The 9452-nt window shown below is 60.9% G+C and carries 8 protein-coding genes; 7 read left to right on the plus strand and 1 reads right to left on the minus strand.

The genetic code is table 11. The features are described from left to right. The first annotated feature begins 19 nt into the window (after positions 1–19). Positions 20–841, plus strand: a complete 822-nt coding sequence (locus tag PWJ82_RS04200; protein WP_274735487.1) for an undecaprenyl-diphosphate phosphatase — start codon at positions 20–22, stop codon at positions 839–841. A gap of 123 nt (positions 842–964) precedes the next feature. Continuing rightward, positions 965–2248 carry a hypothetical protein gene (locus PWJ82_RS04205; RefSeq protein WP_274735489.1) on the plus strand — a complete coding sequence of 428 codons (1284 nt, stop codon included), beginning with the start codon at positions 965–967 and terminating at the stop codon, positions 2246–2248. 113 nt (positions 2249–2361) lie between these two features. On the opposite strand, the gene PWJ82_RS04210 is transcribed toward PWJ82_RS04205, so the two are convergent. Beyond that, positions 2362–3183, minus strand: coding sequence for a RecB family exonuclease (locus tag PWJ82_RS04210; RefSeq protein WP_126134954.1), 822 nt, complete (start codon positions 3181–3183; stop codon positions 2362–2364). A gap of 64 nt (positions 3184–3247) precedes the next feature. Here PWJ82_RS04210 and PWJ82_RS04215 point away from each other — a divergent pair, with 64 nt between their 5' ends. The 5 genes from PWJ82_RS04215 to pafA all read left to right on the plus strand — a co-directional run bounded on the left by PWJ82_RS04215 (position 3248) and on the right by pafA (position 9348). After that, positions 3248–4363, plus strand: a complete 1116-nt coding sequence (locus tag PWJ82_RS04215; protein ID WP_274735492.1) for a tRNA (adenine-N1)-methyltransferase — start codon at positions 3248–3250, stop codon at positions 4361–4363. A gap of 94 nt (positions 4364–4457) precedes the next feature. Further along, positions 4458–6086 carry a proteasome ATPase gene (arc, locus tag PWJ82_RS04220; protein WP_274734050.1) on the plus strand — a complete coding sequence of 543 codons (1629 nt, stop codon included), beginning with the start codon at positions 4458–4460 and terminating at the stop codon, positions 6084–6086. Continuing rightward, the gene (gene dop / locus PWJ82_RS04225; protein ID WP_274734049.1) at positions 6083–7672 is read left to right on the plus strand and encodes a depupylase/deamidase Dop; all 1590 of its coding nucleotides are present in this window, start codon (positions 6083–6085) and stop codon (positions 7670–7672) included. Before arc ends, dop begins: the two co-directional genes overlap by 4 nt. 111 nt (positions 7673–7783) lie before the next feature. Then, complete coding sequence (locus tag PWJ82_RS04230; RefSeq protein ID WP_274735494.1) at positions 7784–7963, plus strand: ubiquitin-like protein Pup; 180 nt, start codon at positions 7784–7786, stop codon at positions 7961–7963. Positions 7964–7977: 14 nt separating this feature from the next. After that, positions 7978–9348 (plus strand): Pup--protein ligase, encoded by a 1371-nt coding sequence (gene pafA, locus PWJ82_RS04235; protein ID WP_274735496.1) that lies wholly within the window; start codon positions 7978–7980, stop codon positions 9346–9348. Positions 9349–9452: the final 104 nt, after the last annotated feature.

A 9452-nucleotide genomic window follows, 5' to 3' on the forward strand; every position in this document is an offset into this window, starting at 1 on the left:
CCCGCTATGCTTAGGCCCCGTGGGTTATCTAGAAGCAGCCATTCTTGGCTTTGTGCAAGCGCTAACGGAATTCTTGCCGATTTCTTCCTCGGCGCACATCCGGATTGTCGGTGATCTTTTCGGGTGGGGAGATCCGGGTGCGGCGTTCACCGCGATTATTCAACTGGGTACCGAAGCAGCGGTACTCTGCTATTTCTGGAAAGATATCGTGCGCATTATCCGGAAGTGGTTGTGTTCGTGGACCGGGCGGGTGGCGCGCACGAACGCGGATGTACGCATGGGCTGGGTGGTCATTATCGGCACGCTTCCCATTGGCATTCTCGGCCTTCTTTTCGCGGACACGATTGAAACATCGCTGCGCAATCTTTATATCACCGCGGCTGTGCTGGCGCTGTTCGCGATTTTCCTCGGGCTGGCGGATCGCTGGGCCAGCCAGCGCAAAGAGCTGCGCGATATGAGCTACCGCGACGGCTTGCTTCTCGGTTGCGGGCAGGCTCTCGCGCTTATTCCGGGGGTGTCTCGTTCGGGTGGAACGATTACCACCGGCCTGCTCCTCGGCTACACGCGCGAAGCTGCCGCGCGGGTCTCTTTCCTTATGGCGGTGCCCGCGGTGCTGCTCTCCGGTTTCTACCAGCTGGTCAAATACGCCGGAGACGCCTCGATTCCGGCCGGGCCCACGATTCTTGCCACGGTGATTTCTTTCGTTCTGGGGTACGCGGTGATCGTGTGGTTCTTGCGTTTGGTCTCCACGCGTTCGTACCTGCCCTTCGTGATCTACCGTCTTGGATTGGCGCTACTCGTGGTGGTGCTCTTGGGCACCGGTACGCTCTCTGTTTTTTAACGACGACGCCGCGATGGCTCGCCTTGCACCGGTGTTCTCTGAGAGCTAGCGGCGTACTGGGTAAACTGTGCTTGAGTTCCTCACGCGGAGGACTCGCGACGTAGGAGACTAACGGATAACCAGATGGAGACTTGGACACGCCCGGAGGTACCACCACTGGGATTCACCCCGGACCTCAACCTTTACGATTCCGATAATGAGGAAATCTGCCGGGTAGAAACTCGGCAACCTACCCTCTATACCTGCGGTATCACACCCTACGATGCCACTCACCTGGGGCACGCTTTTACCTATGTGAGCGCCGATACCTTGGTGCGGTACTGGATGGCGGCTGGCCTTCCGGTTCGCTACGCCCAAAACATTACGGATATTGACGATCCGCTTTTCGAACGCGCCGAGCAAACGCGGGTGGATTGGCGCGAACTTGCCAATTCTCAAATAGCGCTTTTCCGTTCCGATATGGATGCGCTGCGAGTTGTCCCGCCCGGGAACTGGGTTGCGGTGTCCGAGGTGCTGGACGAGGTGGAGGCGGTCGTCCGCGATTTTGAAGCTCGCGGTCTCACGTACCGACTTCCCAATGGGGATGGCTCGGAAGATATCTATGTTGATCTCACCCGCGATCCGAGTTTTGCCGCCGCGCCGGTATTTGAGTATTTGGATCTCGAGCAGATTTTTGACGAGCACGGTGGCGACTCAACTCGCCCCGGCAAACGCCGCACCCTGGACCCGCTGGTGTGGAAGGGTGTGCGTGGCAATGACTTCCGGCCCGCGGGGGAGAAGCCCGGGTTCTGGCGGCCGGGCTGGCATGTGGAATGCGCGCTGATAGCCCGTACCTACCTGGGGGAACATATCACCGTGCAGGCCGGCGGGCGTGATCTGCTGTTCCCGCACCATGAAATGAGTGAGAGTCATCTGCGGGAGATGACCGATGATCGCGGCCGGGTAGATATCCACTTCCACGTGGGCATGGTGGCCTACCAGGGCGAAAAAATGTCCAAGTCGCTGGGCAATCTGGTTCGAGTTTCAGAGCTGACCGCGGCAGGTGCGCACCCGAGTGCTATTCGCCTGGTTCTTTTGGCCAATCATTACCGCTCCGATTGGGAATACGAGGCGAGTGCGCTCCGGCGTGCCGAAGCCCGCCTGGAATGCTGGCAGCAGGCAGCCCGCAGTGCGCTTGCAAAGCCCGCGGCCGCTGCGAGCGCATCCGAAACTTCCGCTGCGCCAGGCACAACACCCGCGGAGTTAGCTCCAACGTGCCGGGCACTTATTGACGCTATTTCCGATGATCTGGATACTCCGCAGGCACTGCGCATCCTGGATGACTGGGCGGCAGCCGGGGCACCTGATACGGAACAGGTGGCCCGCGCCGTTGATGCACTCCTGGGGATTCGGCTTCTTACCCACTAACCGCAGAACAGGGGCCAGGTGTTCGAGGCACCACACCTGAGGCAGATGGCTCAGGTGTGGTGCCTGAGGGCGGGCCTGGTGCCCGAGGGCAGCACGGGCGATGCGGCACGGCGTTAACTATGTGCAGTGCGCATCTGCTCCACCCCCTCACTGCTGAGCTGCGGGGGAGTACCGCCGAAGGCCGGGCAGATCTGCTGGAAATAGCACCAATCGCACAGCCGGGAGGTACGCGGTTCGAATTCCCCCGAATCCAGGCGTGCGGCGATGGCCCGCCAGGTTTCCTCTAAATCCATGGCAATGCGCCGGGTATCTTCCGGGAGCGGATCATAGGTGAGGGTGCGTCCATCTTTGAGGTAGACAAGTTGGGTGCGAGCCGGGCGCTGCCCTTCCGTCAGCTCTAAAAGCAGCGCATAAAAGCGCATCTGGTACAGCGCTTCGTTCTGGTAGCGCGGGTGTGGTGACTTCCCCGTTTTGTAGTCAACCACGCGCAAGGCTCCATCGGGTGCCGCGTCAATTCGATCCACGATTCCGCGCAGCGCTAAACCGGACGGCAGGCGGGCATTGATGAACTTCTCCCGATCCCGCGGCGCCAAAAAACGCGGATTCTCCATATGGAAATAGTTACTAATAAGAGCGCGGGCCTGCTCCAGCCATTGCGAGAGTGCATCCGCGGATTCGAAAAGATCGGCATCCTGAGGGGACTTTTCCAGGTGGGCTTCCCAGCGCGGCAGCAGGAGGGACTGGGCATATTCCTCGGTGCGTTCGTGCTGCGGTGCGGCGTACAGGTACTCCAAAACAGAATGCACGAGAGTGCCGCGTAGCGCGGCGAGGGAAGGCGCTTCGGGAAGGTGATCGACGCTCCGGAAACGGAAGAGTAGCGGGCACTGCTTGAAATCTTTGGCACGTGATGGTGATAGTGCGGCGTGACGAGTCATGATTCCACTTTAACAACTCGCTGCGACAGAAAAATCTGTCGCACGGACAAACTACACTGGAGGAATGACACTACGACGAGGCCCCTTCCGCCCCGGTGAACGCGTGCAACTCACCGATCCTAAAGGGCGGCATTACACCATCAACCTCACGGTTGATGGCTATTTCCAGTCCACGCGCGGTTCCTTCCGCCACAGCGAACTTATTGGACAAGAGGAAGGCAGCCTCATCACCACCCAGGAGGGCCGCGAATTCCTTGCGCTGCGCCCGCTCCTGAGCGATTACGTGCTCTCCATGCCCCGCGGTGCCACCATTGTGTACCCGAAAGATGCGGCGCAAATCATCCACGCCGCGGATATCTATCCGGGTGCGCGAGTTTTTGAAGCCGGGGTGGGCTCCGGCGCGCTCTCCATTTCGCTGCTCCAGGCGGTCGGCACCGAAGGTTTTCTTCTGAGCGCGGAACGCCGCCCGGAATTCGCGGAGATAGCGCAGGCCAATCTGGTGTCCTGGTGGGGGAAGCACCCGGATAACTGGCGGGTGGAATGCGGGGAGGCCGCTGATATTTTGGCTGCTCACCCGGCAGGTTTTGATCGCGTTATCCTCGATATGCTCGCTCCCTGGGAAATCATTCCGGCGGCCGCGCAGGCTCTGGTGCCCGGCGGGGTTTTCCTCGCCTACGTTGCAACGACGACGCAGCTCTCCCGCTGCGCCGAAGATCTCAAAGCCACCGGACTTTTCACCGGCCCCGAGGCCAGTGAAACTCTGGTGCGTACCTGGCACTTAGAGGGACTCGCGGTGCGTCCCGATCACCGGATGGTCGCGCATACCGGCTTCCTCATTTTGGCGCGTCGGCTAGCCGGGCCCACCCGGCTAACTCCGGCATCCCGCCCGGCCAAGGGCGCCTACGCCGAACCTATGCCCTGGGAAAATAGCGCAGCTGCACCACTTCAAGAACGCCCGATTGCAGAAAAGAAACTGCGTAAAGTCCGCCGTGACCTGGCACACCGAGCCGACGTAGAAGAAAGCGGGGTATCTACCCCGGGGGAACATTCTCGCAAGATAGCTGAGAAAATCGCGGCGGAAATCGCCGTCCGCGAAGCCGAAAAACAGCGGCAAGCAGAGGAACTCCGGCACGCGGAAACACAAGGGCAGGTGGAGGAATCCCGCCAGGTAGAGGACTAGTGGCCTAGCTTCGGGAGCGCCGGGGATGCTATATCCCGGGGTGGGCGGTAAGGTTGGCCTGTCCTAGAATAAAGGGACGATCAGAAAGGAAGCCATGAGCACATCGGAGTCGAGCGCGGCTCTTGCCGAAATCGCGTCCTTGCGTGAGAAAAATGAACGGCTTTCCACCTCGCTGGTCGCCGCCCGCAAACGGATCCAGGAATTGGGGGAGAAACTCGATTCCCTTTCCCGGCCGCCGGCTACTTTCGCCACCTTTATTCGCGGGCATTCTTCTGATCATTCCATTGACGCCCTCGTAGGCGGCCGAAAAATGAATGTGGCTGTGTCCCCGTATGTCGCCTTGGAACAATTACGCCCCGGCCAAGAAGTACGCCTGAATGAAGAACTCGTGGTGGTCGGCATCGGCGGCTACGAAAATACCGGGCAACTTGTGGCCGTGGAGCTTGTCCTGGATCCCCAGCGGGTGCTCGTGCGAGTGCACGCGGATGAAACAAAGGTGCTGCGCATCGGCGGGAAACTCTCAGCCTCTAGCCTGCGGGTGGGAGATACCTGCATGGCGGATCTGAAAACCGGGTTCCTGGTTGAAAAAGTGGAACGGCCGGATGTCGAACACCTCTTACTCGAAGAGGTGCCGGATGTTTCTTACGCGGATATTGGCGGTCTGGATGCCCAGATTGAGGAAATTCGTGACAGTATCGAATTACCCTTCCAGCAACCCGAACTCTACCGAGAGCACGGCCTGCGCCCACCCAAGGGAATTTTGCTCTACGGGCCTCCGGGAACCGGGAAAACAATGATCGCGAAAGCGGTGGCCACCTCCCTCGCGGAGAATGCTGCGCGCGCCCAGGGGGTAGCCAAGGCATCCTCGTACTTCCTCAATATCAAGGGCCCGCAGCTTCTCGATAAATACGTGGGGGAAACCGAACGCCAGATCCGCGAAATCTTTTCGCGGGCCCGGGACCGGGCCTCCTCGGGTATTCCCGTTGTTATTTTCTTCGACGAAATGGAAGCCCTCTTCCGCACCCGCGGCTCAGGGGTTTCTTCCGATGTGGAAACAACCGTGGTGCCCCAACTTCTTGCCGAAATTGACGGGGTGGAACAACTTTCTAACGTCATTGTTATCGGCGCCTCCAACCGGGAAGATATGATCGACCCGGCTATCTTGCGGCCCGGCCGACTCGACGTGAAAATTCGGGTAGAACGCCCCGATTACGCGGGAAGCGTGGATATTCTCTCCAAGTACCTCACTCCGGATTTGCCCTACGCTCCGGCTGATATCGAAGCCTACGGTGGCGGGGCCGGAGCTGCTGCCCATCTGGCTCGCCTCATCGCGGATAGCGTTTTCGAGGCATCCCCGGAGAATCGATTTGTTGATGTCACCTACGCCTCGGGGCGGAAAGAAACTCTTTACCTTGCCGATTTTGTATCTGGGGCGCTGCTGGCAGGCATTGTTGATCGCGCGAAAAAGGCAGCTATCAAAACATATTTGACGAGCGGTGTGCGCGGCATTACCGCGGAACACGCCGTGGCCGCGGTCCACGCTGAAGCGCGTGATAGCTCGGAACTGGATCAGATCTCCAACCCGGATGAATGGGCCAAAGTCAACGGTAAAAACCGCGGGGAGCGAATCGTGGCGGTGCGGCCGCGCCAGGTTGATCCGGCATGCCAGGCCGACGCAAGTGCGCAGCCCGCACGCAACACAACGGGGAAGGAGTCACGGTGACAGCACGTCGAGTCATCGGCCTGGAAACAGAATTTGGGATTATGGAACCCGCTGCGCCGCGGGCAAATCCCGTGGTGCTCTCGGCCGATTTTGTAGAAAGCTACGGGCAGGGCGGGGAAGGAGCCGGCGCGCATGGCCCGGTGGCCTGGGACTACACCGGGGAAGACCCCCTCAATGACGCGCGCGGTTTCCGGATGAGCCGGGAGGAGGCGGATCCCTCTCAGCTCACCGATGACCCCGAACATCCCGCCCCGCCCGCTGGCGTCGTCGTCGTACCTAGTACGGAAGATGACGCAGAGCTGCGCCGCCCGCGCGCCGCCAACGCGGTCCTCACCAACGGCGGACGCCTCTACGTTGATCATGCCCACCCGGAATATTCGGCGCCGGAAACCGCAACTCCACGGCAAGCGGTGCTGTGGGACCGCGCGGGTGAACTCATCGCGCGGCGCGGCATGGAATTGTTGCGCGAGCGCGGGCGAGAATTTGCGATCTACAAAAACAATGTGGACGGAAAAGGCGCGGCCTACGGTTCCCACGAAAACTACCTGGTGGATCGGGCGCTACCTTTTACGGAAATCATCCGCTACCTCATTCCATTTTTCGTGACCCGGCCGATTCTGTGCGGCACCGGGCGCGTGGGGCTCGGCCCGCGCTCCGAACAACCCGGATTCCAAATCTCGCAACGCGCTGACTACGTGGAAAATGACGTCGGGCTGGAAACTACTTTCAACCGGCCCATTATCAATACCCGCGATGAACCCCATGCGGCCGCGCAGCGGTTCCGGCGCCTGCACGTCATCGGGGGAGATGCCAACCAATTCGACGTGTCTATCCTGCTCAAGGTCGGCACCACCTCGCTGGTGCTGTGGATGCTAGAACAGGATGCGGTGCCGCTCGGGCTGGAATCCGTCATCATGGATAATCCCGTGCCCCTCACGTGGACGGTATCCCAGGATCCCACCCTCTCCACCAAACTCGAAGTACACGAAGGCGAACCGCGCACCGCCCTGGAGATTCAGCAGATCTACCTCGATGCGGTGCGCGATGCGCTGGCCGAACACGGTGAGGTAGACCCGGATACCGCCGAGATTCTCGAACGCTGGCAAAACATTCTTGACCTGCTCTCCCGTGATATTTTTTCCGCCGCACCCCAGGTGGAATGGGTAGCGAAATACCAGATCCTCAACGAATTACGCGAACGCGGTGGGGGAAGCTGGGATTCGGATAAGCTGCGTGCCCTCGATGTCCAATGGCACGACCTGCGCCCCGAGCGCTCCATCGTAGCGAAGCTCCGGGCCGCGGGCCGGGTGGAGGAGCTGTTCTCGGAGGCGGAGATCGCCCACGCTGCCCGGCAGGCCCCGGGCTCCACCCGCGCGTATCTCCGCGGGCAGCTCATCTCCCGTTTTTCCGATCACGTGGCTGCAGCCAGCTGGTCGAGCGTGCTGCTACGCGATAGCACCGGCCAGCTTCATCGCCTCAACTTGCCCAATCCGAACGCCGCGAACGAAGCCGCACTGGGAGCTACCCTGACCGCCGCACACACGATAGACGACGTTATAGCCGCGCTCACCGCGGCGGGTTCCTAGGCGAAGTCGCGCCACCGCGCCCGGACCGGCACCCTGCCCCGCCCGCGCACTCGGCCCGCAGCACCCGGCCACCCGTGCGCATATCACTACCAGAGAAGAGGAAAGGAAGAAATGTCCAGTCAAGAATTCCTGCAGCCCCAACGCCGCCAGGAAGAACACCCCGAAGTGGAGGCCCCGCAGGCACAGAACCAAGATTTTGGTATTGATGCGCTGCTCGACGATATCGACGCCGTGCTGGAAAGCAATGCGTCCTCCTTCGTGCAAGGATTCGTACAGAAAGGCGGACAGTGATACCCCGTCGCGTTATGGGCATTGAGACCGAGTACGGGATCACCTGCGCGGCGCAGCGCGGTACACGCCCACCGCTGGACGCCGAAGAATCCGCACAGCGACTCTTCGCGCCGGTAGTTGCCGTGCATCGGTCCACGAACACTTTTCTAGAAAACGGGTCACGTCTCTACCTGGACGTGGGTGCACACCCGGAATATGCCACGGCCGAATGTGACAACATTGACGATCTCCTCGCGCATGACCGCGCCGGCGAACTCATTTTTGCGCGGCTCGCGAAACGCGCCAATGAAAAACTACAGGACGACGGCGTACCTGGGGCTATCCACCTCCTGAAAAACAATGTTGATTCAGAGGGGCATTCTTTCGGCTGCCACGAAAACTACATGGTGCACCGGCGCCCTGACTACCGCCAGCGCATTGCTCGGCTCATCCCCTTCTTCGTGACCAGGCAGATCGTAGCGGGAGCCGGTAGCCTGCACCGCGGGGAAGACGGGCAGGTTCGCTATGAGTTCTCCCAGCGCTCCCACCAAATGTGGGAGGCTATCTCTTCGGCATCCACGCGGTCCCGACCCATGATCAACACCCGCGATGAACCCCACGCTGATGCGGAACTCTATCGGCGCATGCACGTCATCGTGGGGGATTCCAATATCTCCCAGGCAACAACCGGCCTCAAAGTTGCGGCCACCGAAGCTCTCCTCACCCTCGTGGAAGAAGGAGCTATCCTTCCGGACCTGGAGCTCGCCGACCCCATGCACGCCATCCGGATCACGGGCGCGGACCTATCAGGGCGGGCGAATCTGGAACTGGCCAGCGGCGGATTGACCGATCCGATTTCGGTACAGCAGCGGATGTACGAGGCCGCGCTGAACCACCTGGATCGGAAAGGATACCTGGCGGAGCTCGACCCCACCCGGCGCTATCTCCTCGAGCTGTGGGAGCGCGCCATTGACGCGGTGGAACGCCGTGATCCGAGCGCTATTGCCACCGAAATCGACTGGGCTGCCAAACTTGCCCTCCTCACCCGCTACCGGGAACGCACCGGGGCGAAACTCTGCGATACCCGCGTGGCACGCCTGGATTTGGCATATCACGATATTACCGAAGGAGGTCTGCGCGACCGGATGGAAGAATCCGGGCTCCTGCGCCGGGTTATCGCGCCCGCACGCGCCACCGCAGCGATGACGACTCCGCCGCAAACCACCCGAGCCGCACTGCGGGGGCGTTTCCTGGCCGCGGCACGGCAAGCCCGGCGCGATGTGGCGGTGGACTGGTCCACCCTGCGCCTTATGGAAGCCAATGGGAATTCCAGTGCGGTCCTCAACGACCCACTCGCCACTGAAAACCCCGAGGTCGAGGCGCTTATCGAGGAGATCACCGCGTGAACTACCCCGTGCGATACCGAGCTATCTTGGCGGGCCTCGCGGTGGCCGCTACCGCGCTAGCGGGCCTGTCTCTTATACACATCTGACGCTGCCGACGAAATTGC

The organism is Actinotignum schaalii (assembly GCF_028864145.1).
Lineage (GTDB): Bacteria > Actinomycetota > Actinomycetes > Actinomycetales > Actinomycetaceae > Actinotignum > Actinotignum schaalii_B.

What these genes read in the sequence shown, in the direction of transcription:
- arc (WP_274734050.1), top strand. Translation starts at nt 4,458, where the DNA reads ATGAGCACATCGGAGTCGAGCGCGGCTCTTGCCGAAATCGCGTCCTTG.
- PWJ82_RS04230 (WP_274735494.1), top strand. Translation starts at nt 7,784, where the DNA reads ATGTCCAGTCAAGAATTCCTGCAGCCCCAACGCCGCCAGGAAGAACAC.
- PWJ82_RS04210 (WP_126134954.1), bottom strand. Translation starts at nt 3,183, where the DNA reads ATGACTCGTCACGCCGCACTATCACCATCACGTGCCAAAGATTTCAAG.
- pafA (WP_274735496.1), top strand. Translation starts at nt 7,978, where the DNA reads ATGGGCATTGAGACCGAGTACGGGATCACCTGCGCGGCGCAGCGCGGT.
- PWJ82_RS04205 (WP_274735489.1), top strand. Translation starts at nt 965, where the DNA reads ATGGAGACTTGGACACGCCCGGAGGTACCACCACTGGGATTCACCCCG.
- PWJ82_RS04215 (WP_274735492.1), top strand. Translation starts at nt 3,248, where the DNA reads ATGACACTACGACGAGGCCCCTTCCGCCCCGGTGAACGCGTGCAACTC.